This is a genomic window from Puia sp. (assembly GCF_036500295.1).
Classification (GTDB): domain Bacteria; phylum Bacteroidota; class Bacteroidia; order Chitinophagales; family Chitinophagaceae; genus Puia.
Genome location: NZ_DASYCH010000042.1, coordinates 20,605 through 36,272, shown reverse-complemented (window position 1 = coordinate 36,272; position 15,668 = coordinate 20,605). Strand labels below are relative to the sequence as shown.

13 protein-coding genes are annotated in these 15,668 nt (G+C 55.6%); 4 read left to right on the top strand and 9 right to left on the bottom strand.

Annotated elements, in window-relative coordinates; all coding sequences use genetic code 11:
* Positions 1–25 precede the first annotated feature (25 nt).
* Entirely contained in the window at positions 26–925 is a 900-nt protein-coding gene (locus tag VGM48_RS07850; protein ID WP_331577765.1) for a sugar phosphate nucleotidyltransferase, read from the top strand.
* Between the two features lie 71 nt (positions 926–996).
* Here the strand turns inward: VGM48_RS07850 and VGM48_RS07845 are convergent, their stop codons facing one another.
* Positions 997–2,100: a serine protease gene (locus VGM48_RS07845; protein ID WP_331577763.1), complete on the bottom strand. Its 1,104-nt coding sequence runs from the start codon at positions 2,098–2,100 to the stop codon at positions 997–999.
* Between the two features lie 13 nt (positions 2,101–2,113).
* Positions 2,114–2,680: a sigma-70 family RNA polymerase sigma factor gene (locus VGM48_RS07840; protein ID WP_331577761.1), complete on the bottom strand. Its 567-nt coding sequence runs from the start codon at positions 2,678–2,680 to the stop codon at positions 2,114–2,116.
* 211 nt (positions 2,681–2,891) lie between these two features.
* Here VGM48_RS07840 and VGM48_RS07835 point away from each other — a divergent pair, with 211 nt between their 5' ends.
* A complete protein-coding gene (locus VGM48_RS07835) occupies positions 2,892–3,095 on the top strand; it encodes a hypothetical protein (protein WP_331577759.1) in 204 nt (67 codons plus the stop codon).
* A 118-nt stretch (positions 3,096–3,213) separates the two neighbouring features.
* Here VGM48_RS07835 and VGM48_RS07830 read toward each other — a convergent pair whose 3' ends face one another.
* From VGM48_RS07830 to VGM48_RS07815, 4 genes are all read right to left on the bottom strand, one after another.
* Positions 3,214–4,473, bottom strand: coding sequence for an MFS transporter (locus tag VGM48_RS07830; RefSeq protein ID WP_331577757.1), 1,260 nt, complete (start codon positions 4,471–4,473; stop codon positions 3,214–3,216).
* A 30-nt stretch (positions 4,474–4,503) separates the two neighbouring features.
* Complete coding sequence (locus VGM48_RS07825) at positions 4,504–5,169, bottom strand: FadR/GntR family transcriptional regulator (protein ID WP_331577755.1); 666 nt, start codon at positions 5,167–5,169, stop codon at positions 4,504–4,506.
* 162 nt (positions 5,170–5,331) lie between these two features.
* The gene (locus VGM48_RS07820; protein ID WP_331577753.1) at positions 5,332–5,802 is read right to left on the bottom strand and encodes a hypothetical protein; all 471 of its coding nucleotides are present in this window, start codon (positions 5,800–5,802) and stop codon (positions 5,332–5,334) included.
* 72 nt (positions 5,803–5,874) lie between these two features.
* Entirely contained in the window at positions 5,875–6,330 is a 456-nt protein-coding gene (locus VGM48_RS07815; RefSeq protein WP_331577752.1) for a hypothetical protein, read from the bottom strand.
* 101 nt (positions 6,331–6,431) lie between these two features.
* Here VGM48_RS07815 and VGM48_RS07810 point away from each other — a divergent pair, with 101 nt between their 5' ends.
* Together VGM48_RS07810 and VGM48_RS07805 are read left to right on the top strand one after the other, a co-directional pair.
* A complete protein-coding gene (locus tag VGM48_RS07810) occupies positions 6,432–7,421 on the top strand; it encodes a type I glyceraldehyde-3-phosphate dehydrogenase (protein ID WP_331577750.1) in 990 nt (329 codons plus the stop codon).
* A complete protein-coding gene (locus tag VGM48_RS07805) occupies positions 7,418–8,602 on the top strand; it encodes a DUF5009 domain-containing protein (protein WP_331577748.1) in 1,185 nt (394 codons plus the stop codon). The genes VGM48_RS07810 and VGM48_RS07805 overlap by 4 nt, the downstream gene beginning before the upstream one ends.
* On the opposite strand, the gene VGM48_RS07800 is transcribed toward VGM48_RS07805, so the two are convergent.
* The 3 genes from VGM48_RS07800 to VGM48_RS07790 all read right to left on the bottom strand — a co-directional run bounded on the left by VGM48_RS07800 (position 8,599) and on the right by VGM48_RS07790 (position 15,665).
* A complete protein-coding gene (locus VGM48_RS07800) occupies positions 8,599–10,767 on the bottom strand; it encodes a glycoside hydrolase family 3 N-terminal domain-containing protein (protein WP_331577746.1) in 2,169 nt (722 codons plus the stop codon). The genes VGM48_RS07805 and VGM48_RS07800 overlap by 4 nt on opposite strands.
* A 6-nt stretch (positions 10,768–10,773) precedes the next feature.
* Complete coding sequence (locus VGM48_RS07795; protein ID WP_331577744.1) at positions 10,774–12,651, bottom strand: M1 family metallopeptidase; 1,878 nt, start codon at positions 12,649–12,651, stop codon at positions 10,774–10,776.
* A 185-nt stretch (positions 12,652–12,836) separates the two neighbouring features.
* On the bottom strand, positions 12,837–15,665 hold the full coding sequence (locus VGM48_RS07790) for a glycosyl hydrolase 115 family protein (protein ID WP_331577742.1): 2,829 nt from the start codon (positions 15,663–15,665) through the stop codon (positions 12,837–12,839).
* Between the last annotated feature and the right edge of the window lie 3 nt (positions 15,666–15,668).

Sequence of the window (15,668 nt, the reverse complement as noted above, 5' to 3'; positions counted from 1 at the left end):
CGTGTCCAAATATAATAATAGTATAATGCAACCTACTCTTTTGATCTTAGCCGCCGGTATGGCCTCCCGCTATGGGAGTATGAAACAGATCCAGGGCTTTGGCCCGAGCGGAGAAACGATAATGGATTATTCTATCTATGACGCGATTCGCGCCGGGTTTACAAAAGTAGTGTTCATTATCCGAAAAGATTTTGCGGAAGACTTTAAGAATATCTTCGAACCGAAGCTGAAGGGCAGGATCGCGACGGACTATGTGTATCAGGACCTGCATTCTTTTACCGGTGGTTATACCGTACCGGCGGAGCGGACCAAGCCATGGGGAACGGCGCATGCGGTGCTTTGTGCGAAGGATGCGGTCAGGGAGCCGTTTGCCGTGATCAATGCGGATGATTTTTATGGCCGCGATGCTTTTGAGAAGGCGTATTCGTTTCTGACGGGGCCGGTTGATCCGAGGACCTATTGCATCATTGGTTACGAACTGGCCAAGACGCTTTCCGACAATGGTACGGTGAGTCGCGGGGTTTGCCAGGTGGATGGGCAGGACAACCTGGTCTCTATTGCCGAGCGGACGAAGATCTATGAGGAAGGGGGGAAGATCACTTATGAGGAGGGCGAGAAGAAATTCGAGGTGCCGTTCGATTCGAAGGTGTCGATGAATTTCTGGGGTTTTGATCCTTCGGTCTTTACCTACGTGGAAAAGATATTTGGTGAGTTTTTGCGGGAACAGGGGACGAATCCGAAGGCGGAGTTCTTTATCCCGATCATCGGTGATAAGTTTATCAAGGAGGGGAAGGGGAATATCAAGGTGATCCCGACGGGGGCGAAGTGGTTTGGGGTGACGTACAAGGAGGATGCGCCGGATGTGCAGGCGAGTTTGAATGGGCTGATCGATAAGGGGGAATATCCGAAGAGTTTGTGGAAATAAAAGAAAAGGCCCGCGGGGCCGATGATAGCCCTCCGGGCGACCGGCCTCCGGCCGTTCGGGGGGCCTTTTTGTTAGTTCGATTTTACGATAAAGATATAATCGCGGAGTCGTCTGATCTGGGTTTTGCGATCCATGCCTTTGAGGGAGGTGTTGACCGGGATCTTCAGGAGGCTGAGGGTGCTGTCGGTCTTTTGGAGGGTGGTGTCGGTCCGCATGGAGTCGAGTGCGTTGTAGATGTTCTTCGACCGAACGGCGAAGACCATTCCTTCCGCGTTCTGCTGGCTGGAGGTTACGATGCCGATGACTTCGCCGTCGTTATTAAGAACGGGGGTGCCGCTATTGCCGGGGTTGGCGGCGATGGTGAGCTGAAAGTTCAGCGTATCGCCCTGGAAGCCTGTTTCTGCGCTGAGATATCCTTTGCCGTACACGATCTCGGGGCGGGGATAACCCAGGGTAAACAGTTCTTCACCCAGATCGGCGCCGGTCTTGCTGATGCCGTAGGGCAATCCGTTGAAGGCATGATAGGAGGTGTCAACTATCTTGAGCAGGGCCAGGTCGGCCTGCCGGTCGAGCTGGATGATGCGGGCCTGGTATTCGCCAAGGGTGTTTTGCACTTCGACGACGGTGGCGTTCTTTACGACATGGGCGTTTGTGAGCAGGTAGCCTTTGCCGTCGACGAGGAAGCCGGTGCCGCCGCGGTTAAAAGTAGTGGTGCGGGCGGCTTCTGCAGAGTGCAGCTGGCTGGTGACTGTATTCAACTTTGCCGCCTGATCATTTAGCTGACGGCTTAAGAGATCTATCCTGGACTGGCTTACTTTTGGGGTAACGAGAGAAATGAGTCCGCTGATGAAGAGGGCGGTGATGCCGGCGATGGAGGCGGCCACAAAAACGGTGCGTTTGTATTTTTTCCAGAGGATGATCACTTTGGCCGGCGTATTGGGTTGCTCGATGGCGCCGTCGCGGCTGAGCTGTTGGTATACGTCGTTCAATTGGGTTTTCAGCTGCCGGGTCTCGCCAAATTGGGAGAAGTGCTTCAGAAAGGCAGCATGATCGACCACCATCTGGTCAACTTCCGGGTTTGTTTTGCGGATATGTTCGAAGAACAGGATCTCTTCCGGGAGCATTTCTCCCCGGAGATACCGTTCAACAGCGTCTAATAGGGCAGTGTCTTGCATGACTCACTTGTTTTTATTCTATCGAATCTTTTTTTTGTTTGAACATCTTTTTTAATCGCATCAGGCATTTGTACTTCTGGTTCTTGGCGTTGTCGGCGTTGGTATAACCAAAATCCGCGGCGATGTCCACCATCGTTTTCTTTTCCAGGTAGTAGGCCTCGAGCAAGCTTTTACAGGGTTCGCCGAGGCTCTTCAGGGACTGTTCCATGACCAGGAAGTCTTTGTTGCGCTGTACATGCCGTTCGACATCCTCTTCCACGGGTACGGTTTCTTCGAGATTCGCCACTTCTGGGGAGTATCTCTGCTGTTGGCTCAGGCGTTTAAGCCAGAGTCTGCGGCATACGGAATAGAGGTAGGTCTTCAGCTGACTATTTAATTCAAAAGAGCCGGATCTTGCTTTTTCAAAGAGTACGATCATGGCTTCCTGAAAAATATCGCGGGCGTCATCGGGGTAGCCGTTGTTGCTGAGGATCAGGGACTGCACCATATTAAAGTGCTGTTTGTAGATCGTTTCGATGGCCTTGCGGTCGTTATGTGCCAGTCCTTCGAGTAACTTTTGTTCGTTGGTCTCTGTCCTCACGCTTAAACTATATTTAATACCCAAATTATCCATTCGTAACCCAAAGGAATGGGAAAAAATTCATAAAAAGCATTTTTAGCGTTCAAAAACCACCTGATACACATTATTTAAAAGAATATATAAAAAACGTTGATTCTTGCGGGTTACTTTTTATTCCCTTGAGTATTAATCTCTCGAAACCATTCTCAATTAACGCAAAATCAAAAAATTCATGAAAAAGTTCTTTTTTGTAGCCGCTATCGCCGCTTTCGCAGCTTGTAACAACTCTGGTGCTGACGCAAAGGCATCTGCTGACTCTTCCAAAATGAGTGCTGACTCTTCCAAGATGAGCGCTGACTCCAGCAAGATGAGCGCTGATTCTTCCAAGATGAGTGCTGATACTGCTAAGAAGGCTACTGACACTACGAAGAAGTAAGTCTTTATATGGCAAGCAATCGTTAGAGGCCGTTCTGTTCGCAGAACGGCCTTGACGTTTTAGAGGGGTAGGTTTTTTTGTGACCAGAGGTGCACTTTACGCCTTCGGCGTTTGGTATCTAATGATGGGCCTTCGGCCACTGGGCCCGTGGCCCAGTCTGGGGGAGGAAGCCGGTGAGGAGGCCGAGCAGGGGCAGGAAGGAGCAGAGATGAAACACGTGGTGGATGCTGGTGCGGTCGGCGAGCCGGCCGAGGACGGCGGCGCCGATGCCGCCCATGCCGAAGGCGAGGCCAAAGAACAGTCCGGCGATGAGCCCTACCTTTCCGGGTACGAGTTCCTGTGCGTAGACGAGGATGGCGGAGAAGGCGGAGGCGAGAATGAGTCCGATAAAGACGGAAAGTACACCGGTCCAAAATAGGCTGGCGTAGGGCAGTAGCAGGGTAAAGGGGGCGACGCCGAGGATGGAGAACCAGATGACGTATTTACGGCCGATGCGATCGCCGATGGGTCCGCCGATCATCGTTCCCGCGGCTACGGCGAAGAGGAAGACAAAAAGCATGATCTGTGCGGTCTGGTCGGTGATATGGAATTTGTCGATGAGGAAGAACATATAATAGCTGCTCATGCTGGCCATATAAAAATATTTGGAGAAGATGAGCACCAGCAGGACGACCAGTGCAAAGGCCACTCTTTTCTTTGGCAGTCCGGGGTTGGGTTCGAAGATGAGGACCTTTTTGCGGCGCATGGTCAGGTTGCGGCGATACCAGGAGCCGGTGCGGAGCAGGACGCCGATGGCGATCAGGGCAAAGACGCCGAACCAGATGATATTGGATTGGCCGTAGGGGGAGACGATCCTGGCGGCCAGCAGGGGGCCGAGGGAAGCGCCGGCGTTGCCGCCCAGTTGGAAGATGGATTGGGCCAGGCCGCGTTTGCCGCCCGAGGCCAGGTAGGCCAGCCGGGAGGCTTCGGGATGGAAGATCGAGCTGCCGACACCGACGAGGGATACGGATACGAGTACGAGCGGGAAGGTGCCGGCTCTCGAGAGGAGGAGCAGTCCTGCGAGGGTGAAGCACATCCCTGCCGCGAGGGAATAGGGTTGCGGGCGTTTGTCTGTATACAAACCTACAAACGGCTGCAGGAGGGATGCGGTGAGCTGGAAGCAGAAGGTGATGAGACCGAGCTGGCTGAAGTTGAGGTTTAGTGATCGTTTCAGCAGCGGATACGTGGAGGGGATCAGGGACTGCATCGTGTCGTTGAGCAGATGTGAGAAGCTGATCGCGAGCAGGATGGAGAATATGGTCTTTTGCACGACGGCGTCGGTTTGCGCTGTTGTGTCGGCTACGGCTGATGCCGGCGACGGAGTGATTGTGTTTGCCATGTCAGTTGTATACGGCCGGATCCCATCCGGCTAGTGGGCGGCGATCTTTGCCGCGTATTGCCAGGCCTTTTTTTGGTCCTGGTCGATGATGCTTTGAAGCAGCTGTTCGTGCAGCTGCTGGGTTTCGATAAAGCTGTCTGTGGTCAGATAGGTTTGATGAAAGTGCCGGGACATTTGTTCGGCTACGGACCGGTACAGATCGGCAAGGATCCCGTTGCGTGCGGCGACTGCGGTGGCGACGTGGAATTGGATGTCGGTGCGGATGGCGCCTTCGATATCGCGGCTTTCTGCGGCGGCCTTTCTTTCCTCCAGCAGGGTCCGCATTTTTGTGATGTCTTTGCTGGTGCGGAGCAGGGCGGCTTTTTCGGCGATCTTTATTTCGAGCAACTGTCTTACCTCGTCGAGGTCGGCTGCATTTGCGCGGCGAAGGCGATGTTGCAGTGGCTCGGTGATGCCCCGTTGGGTTTCCACCATCGTGCCCGATCCCTGGCGTACGGTTACCAGGCCGGTATTGGCGAGGATGCGTACCGCTTCGCGGATGGTGCTGCGGCCAACGCCGAATTCGATCATCAGCTCCGGTTCGGACGGCAGTTTTTCACCGGGTTTGTAAACGCCCAGGGAGATCTGTTGCTGGAGCCGGCCGACGACGGCGTCGGCGAGGGAATGGCGCGGAATGGGAGTGTTTATTTTTTTCATCCTATCATCTGATGAGTTGGCAAAGATAGGATTTTGAGGCAAACGCAAAAAAACGTTTTTGCAGAGCGGGGGGTGGGGTGGCGGCGCAGGCAGGGTGATGGTTTGCGAGGAAGGTGGGATGGGGTGCCGACCGCGCAGGCAGGGAAGAGCGGGGACGCCGGTTTATTTTCTTACGCCATAGCCGTAGTCATAGTAAAGGGTGTGGAACATGCCGGATACGAAGGATTCGCCGGCGGAGAGATGTTGGTAGGCTTTGCGGATCTCGTCGATGGATTCGTATTTGTGTACGTAAGCGTCGATGCCTGTCGTGTTCGTCTTTTCGATGATGAGCGGGTCGTAGGTGCTGGAATAGATCATGACGCGAGGCTGGCCGAAACGTTTTTTCAGTTCGGTAACGGCCTGTTGCAGATTGGTGGAGTATTGTTCCTGGAAGGAGCCGGTGATGATGAGATCGAAGCTGGTGTTGGCGTAAATCTTTGCTGAGAGTGCCGTGAAGATATTCCCGGAATATTCGACCCCTGCGGCCGAATTGACAGACCGGAAGACTTCCTGGAAGGCAAGGGGGATCAGCGGTAAATCATCAATAACGAGGATTCGATCCAGAGGCTTGGCTTTGTGCTGTACAGAGGGCATGGTTAAGAGGTATGACGTGATACGGTTAAAGGTTGCCAGGGCCTGCGAATGGTGTAAAGGTAAAAAATAATCCTATCCTGGGAGGTTTTGTTTTTGACTGCCAGGAGGTTGAAGGAATTTTGGCGACCAATAGCTTTTGCCGGCTACGAGGTGTCGCCAGGCTTTTGCGATCTCGTCTGCCCCTTCGTGTTTATGTACGATGGCGTTTATCGTGGCCGATTCCAGTTTTGGGATAAAAGCGGGGTCGAAGCGATCGCTATAGAGCATGATCAGGCTGCCGGGGAATTTCTCTTTCAGTTCCGCGGCGGGGAGCAGGAGGCTGACCGGGGCGGACTCTTCGCTGGAGCCCAGCACGATCAGGAACCAGTTGCGGGATCCGAAGGAAGCGGTGGAAAGAGCGGTGAAAACGCTGCCGGTGTATTCCACCCGGATATCAGGATGAATGGACCGAAAGACCTCCTGGAGTCCGACGGAGAGGAGGGGTATCTCATCGATGATGAGAATATGGGCCGGAGATGGAATGGACATACGCAAATTTCCGATAAAATGCCCGAAGCATTGGTATGTGTTTACCTGTATATTTGTTGCCTGACGGGGCTGACACCCCATAGGAGATAAATGAAATGAAAATGCGTGTTGCCATTAATGGAATGGGCCGGATCGGGCGGTTGCTGGCCAGAAAGATCCTGCCCCTGGAAGGCATCGATCTTGTTGCCGTCAACGATATCATGGAACCGGACAACCTTGCGTATCTGCTGCGATATGATTCCGTCTATGGGACCTTGCCGCAGCGGGTGTCTTATGCCGATGGCCAACTGACCATCGGCGACAGAACGGTTGCTGCCTTTCGCCGGGAGGACCCGCGGGAGTTGCCCTGGGCGGCATTGGGTGTCGATGTGGTGCTGGAGTGTTCGGGCCGGTTCACCAAAAGTAATACGGCCGCGCTTCATCTGGAGGCCGGTGCGCGGAAGGTATTGCTCTCCACTACGGGGTCGCCGGAGATCCCGTTGCTGATCTACGGGTTCAACCAGCATGTCCTGAATGCTGACAGCACGATCATCTCGCCGGGCGGGTGCATGACCAACTGTTCTACGCATATCCTTTACCTTTTGAACCAGGTGGGCATTGAATCGGCGCAGGTGAATATCCTGCATTCCTATACATCGCGACAGGAGCTGGTGGATGCGCCACACAAGCATTATCGCCGGGGCCGTGCCGCGGCGGAGTCTATTATCCCGGTGGAGATCGATCTTGCCGATTCGCTGGAGAGACTGATGCCTGCCTTGAAGGACAGGATCGCCACGGTTTCCACGCGGGTGCCGGTGGCCAACGGGGCCATGGCCGATTTTACGGTGCAACTAAAGACGGCTGCTACGGCCAGAGAGATCAATGCGATGTTCGCCAATGCTGCGCGGCACGAATACGACGGGGTATTGGACTACACCGAGGAAGCCGTCGTGTCGCTGGATATCAAGGGGGACACGCATTCCTGTGTGGTGGACGGGACGCTTACTTCCATAGTCGGAAGGCAGTTGAAGCTGATCGTCTGGTTTGATAACGAGTATGGGTATACGAGCAGGATGGTCGACTGGCTCTTCTACTGGAAAAAACTGCTATGACACGAATAACCCGCCGCCTTGCTTCCATCGACGCCTTCCGGGCGATAACGATGATGCTGATGATCTTTGTGAACGACCTTATCCTGGACATCGGGGTCCCCGACTGGCTGGAGCATGCCCGGGAGGGTGAGGACCGGCTCGGGCTTGCGGATACTGTTTTTCCCGCCTTCCTTTTTATTGTCGGGCTTTCGATACCGCTGGCCATCAAGGCCGGGCATGAGCGGGGCGCATCGCGGGCGACGACCTTCTGGCATATCCTGCGGCGCAGCTTTGCCTTGCTGGTAATGGGTTTTTTTCTTGTCAACTATGAAGAGTTCACAAAGGGTCCCGCATTGGTGTCGGCCTTTGGGTTTTTGCTGATCATTACGATCGCCTTCTTCTTTGTATGGCTTGTCTATCCTGCGGACTGGCCCCTCTGGAGGAAATGGCTGTTCCGCGGGATCGGGATCGCGGCGCTGATCTTCATGGCCCTGATCTATAAGGGCGGGACACCGGATCACCCGATGGGGTTGAGAACGCATTGGTGGGGTATCCTCGGGCTTATCGGCTGGTGTTATCTTACCTGCGCCCTTTTGTATTTCATTATCGGCGACCGGATGCCACTACTTTCCTTCTTCTTCCTCTATTTTCTCGCGTTCTCGATCCTGGCGCATACGGGTGAATATTCGTTTCTTCAATATCTCTCGCTGGGTGGCAGCGGCGGGCTCTCGGCCTTTACGATGGGGGGTGTGGTGACTACGGTCTTCTATCAGCGGATGACGGGGAACGGGAAAGCGTCGAAGGGGCTGCTCATCCTCGCGGCCTGGGTGCCGGTGCTGATCGCTGCCGGTTTTTTGTTGAGACCATACGGCGGGATCGCCAAGTTGGGTGTTACGCCGTCCTGGATCCTTATCTGTACGGGGATCAGCGTCGGGTGCGTGGCGATACTGGGAACGATCGTCGATATAAAAGGTAAGCAGGACTGGTACAGGCTGATCCGGCCGGCGGGTACGATCACGCTTACCTGTTACCTGCTGCCCGATATCCATTTTGCTATCCTGAAGTTGCTTGGGCCGGCGGTTGAATTGCCGGAAGCTATAAGAACAGGCTGGATCGGTGTAGCCAAGTCGCTACTATTCGCATTTCTTATCGTGCTCCTGACGGGAGTATTTGAAAAGAAGAAGATCCGGCTTTCCGTTTAACGAACGGTAAACGCTGCCGTCAGCTTTTCGTCGCGGGAATGGCTGCCGAGGATGAGTTTATACGTTCCTTTATAAAGTTTCCATTTATTGGTGGGGAGATCCCATTTGCGGAGTTCGCTCATGGGTATGGCGATGGAAAGTTGTTTGCTTTCATGGGCCGGAACCGATACGCGGTGAAAGGCCTTTAACTCCTTTAGCGGCATTCTTTCTGCATTGGGATACTCGATGTAGGCCTGTACCACTTCGTCGCCGTCGCGATCGCCGGTATTGTTGACCGTGAGGGTCACCGCCAGGGTATCTTTTATCGTTTGGATCTTTTTTGGCTGCTCCTGCCAGGTGTAGGCGAATTGGGTATAGCTGAGTCCATAACCGAAGGGATATTGGACGGGCCCGTTATAGTAGCGATAGGTGCGGCCTTTGAGGCTATAGTCCTTGTAGTCGGGAAGATCGCTCAGTGCGCGATAGAAGGTAACGGGCAGATGGCCCGAAGGGGATATCTTTCCAAACACGATATCTGCCAGGGCATTGCCGCCCTGTTCGCCGGGATACCAGGCCAGGAGGATGGCGTCGGCGTAGGGGAGGATCGGGGTAAGATCGACGGCGCTGCCGGCTGTGACGACGACGATCAGCGGTTTGTCATGGATGGCTTTGCGGAGCGCCCGGATATAGGCGATGTGTGCGGCGGGCAGGCTGAGGTCGGTGCGGTCGCCGCCGTGGGGTGCGAGGAAGGCATCGCCTTCTTCTCCTTCCATAACGGGGGTGAGGCCGATGACGGCGATGGTTGCCTGGCAATTCGAGGCGGCCCAGGTGCCGCCGAAGTGGACGCTGTCCTTGTAGTCGCAGCCCTGGTCATACTCTACATGCATGGCGGGGCCTGCCGCGGCGGTCAGTCCTTCGACGAAGCTGACCATTGGCGAAGACACGCCGTGGTAGTTGCCGGAGAGAGCGTCGAAGGAGAAGGCATTTGGGCCGACGATCATCAACGAAGCGAGGGAGTCCTTGTGCAAGGGCAGGATGTTCCGGTCGTTTTTCAGCAGGACCATGCTTTCGGCCGCCAGCCGGCGGGCCTGGGCGATGTGACCTGCGTTGTGAACGCTGTCGGCGCCATAGCTGCTAAAGGGAACCGATCTCCTGTCATCAAAGAAACCCAGCTTTAGCTGCGTGCGGATCAACGGGGCGAGGGCGGAGTCAATCTGGTCGCGGGTGAGAAGGCCGGCGTTGACGGCTTTTATTGCGTCCTGTTGCAGGACGTTGGAGCAATCGAGATCGACGCCGGCTTTTATCGCGGCGGCGGCTGTCTCGACGGGGCCGGGAAGGGCTTTATGTCTTGCGAAGATATCGTCGAGCGCGCCGCAGTCCGTGACCACGTGTCCCTGGAAATGCCATTCTTCTCGAAGGATGTGGTGGAGCAGGGTGGGACCCGAGCAGCACGGTTCGCCGTTGACGCGGTTGTAGGCACACATGATCGACTCTACGCCGGAGTCGACCAGTCTTTTAAACGAATAGAGATAGGTTTCCCGGAGATCTTTCTCATCGACGATTGCGTCGAAGGTATGGCGGTTGGCTTCCGGTCCGCTATGGACGGCAAAATGTTTGGCACATGCCGAAGCCTTCAGGTAATGGGGATCGTCGCCCTGGATCCCTTTTATGAATGCCGTTCCCATGATTGCGGTGAGGAAGGGGTCTTCGCCATAGGTTTCCTGGCCGCGGCCCCAGCGGGGGTCGCGAAAGATATTGATGTTTGGGGACCAGAAGGTGAGACCCATGTATTGTTCTCTGCGGCCGAGGGCAGTCGAGAGATTATATTTGGCGCGGGCTTCGGTGGAAATGCTGCCGGCGGCTTCCCGGAGGAGTTGGTTATCGAAAGTGGCGGCCATGCCGATGGCCTGTGGGAAGATGGTGGCTTCGCCTGCGCGGGCGACCCCGTGTAGTGCTTCATTCCACCAATTGTAGGCGGGGATGGAAAGGCGGTCGACAGCCTTGCTGCGATAGCCGAGAAGCGAGACCTTTTCTTCGAGGGTGAGACGCGTGAGGAGATCGTTGACCCGTTCGGCTTTCGGACGGGAAGCGTCCCGGAAGGCCATGGGCTGCGCGGTGGAGTCGCCGGCGACGAGGATACCGCAGAATACGATTATGAAAAGGCGGGTGTTGTTGATTGAAGGCATGGTACTCTATTTAGCGGCCGTCCACTTGTTATTCGAAGCATCCGCATCGACATAGATGCCGTTGTCCACCAGGATGGAGGCCAGCTTTTTTTCCGTTCCCGGCAAGGCGACGGTCGTCTGGGATTGGTCGGCGGCCCATACGGAAGGGGTTTGATGGATCCTTTGGGTGCTGCCGTCGGTATAGGTGATCACGAGATCGAAGGGCATGGCGAATCCGCCGATGTTGCGGATATGGGCGCCGGTGTTCTCTTCCACTTTGTCGATGGCGAGGTCGAGATAATTATAGCTAAAGAACCAGTTCTTCCAAAACCAGTTGAGGTCTTTGCCGGAGGCGTCGTTGAAGGAATAAAAGAAATCCCAGGGGATGGGGTGTTTGCCATGCCAGTGATCCATATAGGCATGCAGGCATTTTTTGAACAGCTCATCGCCCAACAGATCTTTTACCGCGAGATAGGCGAGTGAGGGCTTACCGTAGGCATTGTTGCCATAGGCGTTGCCGGTCAGTGCATCGGTGGGCGTGATGATGGGCAGGTCTTCGGTGAATGCGGGATCGTAGGTGTAATAGTTTACGCGAAACTCTTTATAGAGATCTTCGGCCTTCTCTTTGCCGACGTCGGATCTGCCGATGAGCAGTTCGAAGGTGGTGGCCCAGCCCTCATCCATATATGCGAAGCGGGATTCATTGATCCCCATATAGAAAGGGAACCAGCTGTGGGCGATCTCGTGTTCGGCTACAAAGCGGGAGAAGGTGGGGTCCGGGGTGGTGTTGTCGTTTACCATCATCGGATATTCCATATCGGCGAAGCCCTGGACGATGGTCGTTTTGGGAAAGGGGTAGGCGACGCCGGGATAATTGTGGGAGAGCCAGTCGAGGGCATGACGGCCAAACTCCACCATCCGGTGAAAGTCTTTTGCCGTGTCGTTATAAGCGGATTGAACGCTTGATCGCCGGCCTGTGGCGTCGTCGACAACTACGCTGGAGGCATCCCATGCGAAGTGATTGCTGACGGCGCAGGCTACGTCGGTGATATCGGCGGCTTTCCATATCCAGGTGTTGGTCGCATTTTGCCTGGTCACTTTTCCGCCGGCGATCTCTGCGGGGGTGGCGATCGGGATGATGTTGTCGCTGGTCATGGAGCCGGCCAGTTTTTTGGCATAGGCGGGCGTCAGGACGGCATCGGGGTTTTGAAGGTCGCCGGTCGCCCAGACGATGTAATTGGCGGGTACTTTTACCTGCAGGGTATAGTCGTTGAAATCGTTGTAGAACTCCTGCATATCGGTGAAATCGATCCGGTCCCATCCGGCGTAGTCGTCATATACTGCCACGCGGGGATAGGCATAGGCGAGGAAATATGTCGTTGAGTCGATCATGCCTTCGCGGCCGCTTTCCAGGGAGATCTCGTAGTGCCAGCCGATGTTCAGCCGGATGGAGTCATGGGGCAGGAGCGGGGCGCCGAGGCGGATCTGCTTCCAGGAACCGTCCCGTGGGGAATTGCGCCAGGTGCGGGTCTGGCCGTTTTCCGCATAGCTGTCGATGGTGACGCCGGAGGTCAGGTAGTCCGGGTTTGCGGTAGCCATTCTCACGGCGCCCGGTTTGTGAATGTTTGCGGTCAGCCGGAAGACGAGGGTCTTTAGCGTATCGGGACTGTTGTTGAAATAGGTGATGGTTTCGGCGCCGCGGATGGTGCGGCCGGGTGGATTGGCGTCGAGGGTGATATCATAGCGGCCCTTGTTCTGCCAGTAGTGGTTGCCGGGGCGGCCGTCGGGGGAACGGGTACCTTTCCGGTAGGCTTCTTTTATATCTCTTGGGGTGTATAGGGACTGAGCGTAGAGGGTATAGAGGCTGAATAGGGTCAACGGGAAGAGAAGCAGGGCTCTTAACATAATACGAATTGATTTAGCGCAGGGAAGGTAGTAAATCAATCGGTAGTATGATCAAAATTTGGATAGGCGGCTTTGTTCGCCGGTGTGGGCAGCATCGCTGCCCCGACAAGCAATAGTTTTGAATGGTTAGATGGTCCTGACGCGAGGAATCTGTAATAAATATAAGAAAAAGAATTAAAAAATCCTCAATTAAGCCGGGGTGATTCGGGCGGTCCGAGATATGAGGATCTTATGCCGCCGGCGTCGATCACCAACTTTTGGAGGACGGGGCCCGGGTCGACGAAATAGATCTTCAGGAGATGGCCGCCGCGGCGGGTGAGCGTATGGGTGGAACCGGCGATCCGGATGTTATTGGCTACCATTTTATCCCATGTTCCTTTTTCTTCGTTGCCGGTGCTGAGATCGATGAGTTGGGGTTTTTCATCATCGAAGGCGATGGCATAATGGATGGGTTTCCGGTTGAATTCGAGGATCGGGGAAAACCAGGCATTTACGCGGATGGTACCGGTATCGCTGATCCACACGGAATATTCGAGATGGGGGCTGTTGCCGCCGGGAGTGATCGATCGGGCTGTGACGGGTGTAGCGCGGACCGCAGAGCCGGTGCGGCCGAGGTCGGGCAGGGTTTGCCATTTGATGGCGGCATTGCCGACGGCCCGGGAAAAGTGTTCTGCGGCAATCGAAACAAGACCTCCTGTTTCGACGAATCCCCTGAAGTCATCGGGGGGATGGATGCCGGTGTTATCGATGGGGATGGTCACTTTGACGGCGGCGCCAGCGGGTCCGGTGATGGTGAGGCTGGTCTGCCGGGTTCCGGAGGGTACCTGTGGCCAGTCGATGCTGATCCACACGCGTTGCTCGCTGGTGACCGAATGATCGCCGCGACCGATGTGAACCCAGGGATCGGCGGACGTGATGGCATAGGAGAAAGGGTGGGATGTCCGGTTAAAGATATCGAGGTAGTGGCTGACGTGATCGTAGGGATTGAAGGCAGGCAGCTGCGCTTCGGATGTGGCGTTTGGCCACCAGTCTGCCGAACCTTCTATGGCTACGCCCCAGGGCGAGCCGGTAGTGGTGGCGAGATCGATGGTCCTGGTAGCGGGCATGCCGTTATAGCGGGGTTCCTGCCAGCCGGTGTAGCCGATATGGGTCTGATCCATCATGTGTGACCATTTGCCGCTGGCGATCTTCCGGTTGTAGGTGAGGGAAAGAAGCGAGTCCTTATCGAAGAGGGATCTGGCCTGTGTCGCCAGTTCGTTTGTCAGGACTCTGCCCTGGGTTGCGTAGAAGTGGTTGCGGGCTACGGTGTAATAGAGTTCGTTCAGGTTGGCGGCGGCGAGGACGGGATAGAGGACCAGTTGAAAATAAGCGTCGCGGGATGCCGCGGGCAGCTGCTGGCCGATGGTCGCTGCTTTTTCGCCCAGGAGTTTATAGTCGATGACCACGTTTTCCGCCTCCCGATAGTTGAGCAGGCTATAGGTGTCGGGTGAAAGCAGCTCGGGTTTCCGGCGGCTGTTGAATTTCGCGTATTTGGAAAGGATATCGCCGATGGCGGCGGCGTTTGCGGCGCCGAATTGTGCGGCAGCCCATTGTTGCGTGTAAGCGGATAACTGATCGGCGGGAATGGCGTCGGGGTTCCAGGCGTAGTCGAGGAAGAACGTGATCGGGAACTCCATGGGTTTTATATCGCCGACGTTAACGATCCAGATCCTGTCGTCGCCGTATTGCCTTGTCAGATCGAGTTGCTCCCAGATGCGTGGAAGGGGGTTGGTGTTGATCCATTTGTAGTTTCGCGGTCCGCCGACGTAATCGAAGTGATAGTAGAGTCCATAGCCGCCCGCGCGGGGTTTTTCGCCGAGCGTGGGAAGTTTGCGGACATTGCCCCAGTTGTCATCACAAAGCAGGAGCGTGATATCGTCGGGAACGCGCATCCCTTTGTCGTAGTAGTCCTGGACTTCCTTGTAGAGCGCCCAGGATTGGGGTGTCGCTTCGGGGGCTTTGCCGGTGACCTTCCGGATGATATTGCGCTGGTCGCCGACGATCTTTTCGAGGAGGGCGATGTTGCTGCCTTCGGTCATGGGCATATCGCCGTCACCGCGCATGCCGACGGTGACGATACTTTCGTGGTGGTCCATGTTTTCGATGCCTTTCTCCCAGAAGCTGTCGAGTGTGGCGGCGTTCTTTGTATAGTCCCATGGGCCGGCGCCATAGCGTTTCCATTCTGTCTGGGCGCGGAGCATGGGTTCATGGTGGCTGGTTCCCATGACGATGCCATAGAGGGAAGCGAGCTTGGGATTCAGTGTATCGTCGTCGTTAAAGGCGTTGCCCCACATGGCCGGCCAGAGGTAGTTGGCTTTAAGCCGGAGGAGCAGCTGGAAAACATGTTCGTAGAAGAGATGGTTGAATCCACCGAACTTCTCGCGTGCCCAGCCGCTGAGTGCGGGCGCCTCGTCGTTGATGAAGAGGCCGCGGTATTTGACGGCGGGTCCGTCGGAGGTGACGATGCCTTTTTTGTAGAACAGTTGGTCCTTGTGTGGTACGGGTACGTCGGCCCAGTAGTTCCAGGGCGAGATGCCCAGTTGCCGGGAGAGATCGAAGACGCCATAGGCGGTACCGCGGCGGTCGCTGCCCGCGATGACCAGCGCTTCGTCGACATTGGGTGTCGGAGTGCGGAGCGTTATGCGGGTATAGGCCTCCCATTTTCCGGTTTGTTTTGCAGAAAGCCGTTTCTGCTGCAGCAGCTGACCGATGATGGCTGAATGATCCCGGCTGCCGACGATGATGAGATTGGCGATGGGGCTGGTGGGCAGCGTGGTGATGATGACCGGTTCTTCCCCGGTGAGGCGCTGGATATCGGCCTGTAGTATTTCCACCGTTTTTTTGACGAGCCAATGATCCTGGGGATCCACATAGATCGGGGTGGCTCCCCCGTCTTTCGAGACGAGGGGGAAGTCCTGGGCATTGGTCCGCAAGAAGGGAAGCGCCGAAAGGAGGAGTAGGATAGTTTGTTTCATGTA

Coding starts and splice junctions, on each gene's coding strand:
- VGM48_RS07820 (WP_331577753.1), bottom strand. CDS start 5,802: ATGCCCTCTGTACAGCACAAAGCCAAGCCTCTGGATCGAATCCTCGTT.
- VGM48_RS07845 (WP_331577763.1), bottom strand. CDS start 2,100: ATGCAAGACACTGCCCTATTAGACGCTGTTGAACGGTATCTCCGGGGA.
- VGM48_RS07815 (WP_331577752.1), bottom strand. CDS start 6,330: ATGTCCATTCCATCTCCGGCCCATATTCTCATCATCGATGAGATACCC.
- VGM48_RS07810 (WP_331577750.1), top strand. CDS start 6,432: ATGCGTGTTGCCATTAATGGAATGGGCCGGATCGGGCGGTTGCTGGCC.
- VGM48_RS07825 (WP_331577755.1), bottom strand. CDS start 5,169: ATGAAAAAAATAAACACTCCCATTCCGCGCCATTCCCTCGCCGACGCC.
- VGM48_RS07790 (WP_331577742.1), bottom strand. CDS start 15,665: ATGAAACAAACTATCCTACTCCTCCTTTCGGCGCTTCCCTTCTTGCGG.
- VGM48_RS07805 (WP_331577748.1), top strand. CDS start 7,418: ATGACACGAATAACCCGCCGCCTTGCTTCCATCGACGCCTTCCGGGCG.
- VGM48_RS07795 (WP_331577744.1), bottom strand. CDS start 12,651: ATGTTAAGAGCCCTGCTTCTCTTCCCGTTGACCCTATTCAGCCTCTAT.
- VGM48_RS07835 (WP_331577759.1), top strand. CDS start 2,892: ATGAAAAAGTTCTTTTTTGTAGCCGCTATCGCCGCTTTCGCAGCTTGT.
- VGM48_RS07850 (WP_331577765.1), top strand. CDS start 26: ATGCAACCTACTCTTTTGATCTTAGCCGCCGGTATGGCCTCCCGCTAT.
- VGM48_RS07800 (WP_331577746.1), bottom strand. CDS start 10,767: ATGCCTTCAATCAACAACACCCGCCTTTTCATAATCGTATTCTGCGGT.
- VGM48_RS07830 (WP_331577757.1), bottom strand. CDS start 4,473: ATGGCAAACACAATCACTCCGTCGCCGGCATCAGCCGTAGCCGACACA.